We start from the raw sequence: 413 nt of genomic DNA, 5'->3' as shown, positions 1-413 counted from the left end.
GAGAGAGGGGGAGGAGAGGAAGGGGAGAGGAGAGGGGGAAGGGGAAGAGGGGGGGAGAGAAAGAGAAGAGGGGGGGAGGGAAGAGAGAGAGGGAAGGAAGGAAGGGGGAGGAGAGAAAGGGGGAGGGAGAGGAGGGGGGAAAAGGGGATAAGAGGAGAGAGATGGGAAAGGAGAAGAAAAAAGAGGAGGGAAAGAAGGGGAGGGAAAAGAAAGAAAGGGGGAAAGAGAAAGAGGGGAAAGAAAAGGAAAAAAAAAGAGGGAAGAAAAAAGAAAGGGGGGGAGGAAGAGAAGAGAAGGAAAGGAAAGGGAGGAGAGGAGAAAAAGAAAGGGAGGGAAGAGGAAAAGAAAAAGAGAGAAAAAAAAGAGGGGGAAGAAGGGGAGGAGAAGAAGAAGGAGGGGGGGGAGGAGGGGAG

Annotated in this window: 1 protein-coding gene; it reads left to right on the top strand. The window is 52.5% G+C overall.

All coding sequences use genetic code 11. The features are described from left to right. Positions 1-161 precede the first annotated feature (161 nt). Positions 162-413, top strand: a 252-nt coding sequence (locus tag A3773_RS19845; protein ID WP_231902238.1) for a hypothetical protein, incomplete at its 3' end; no start/stop codon positions are given.

Origin of the sequence: Neptuniibacter pectenicola, from assembly GCF_001597735.1 — a bacterium.
In the GTDB taxonomy this organism is placed as follows: Bacteria; Pseudomonadota; Gammaproteobacteria; order Pseudomonadales; family Balneatricaceae; genus Neptuniibacter; species Neptuniibacter pectenicola.
The sequence above is the reverse complement of the archived record's forward strand: the minus strand, read 5'-3'. Positions and strand labels throughout refer to the sequence as shown.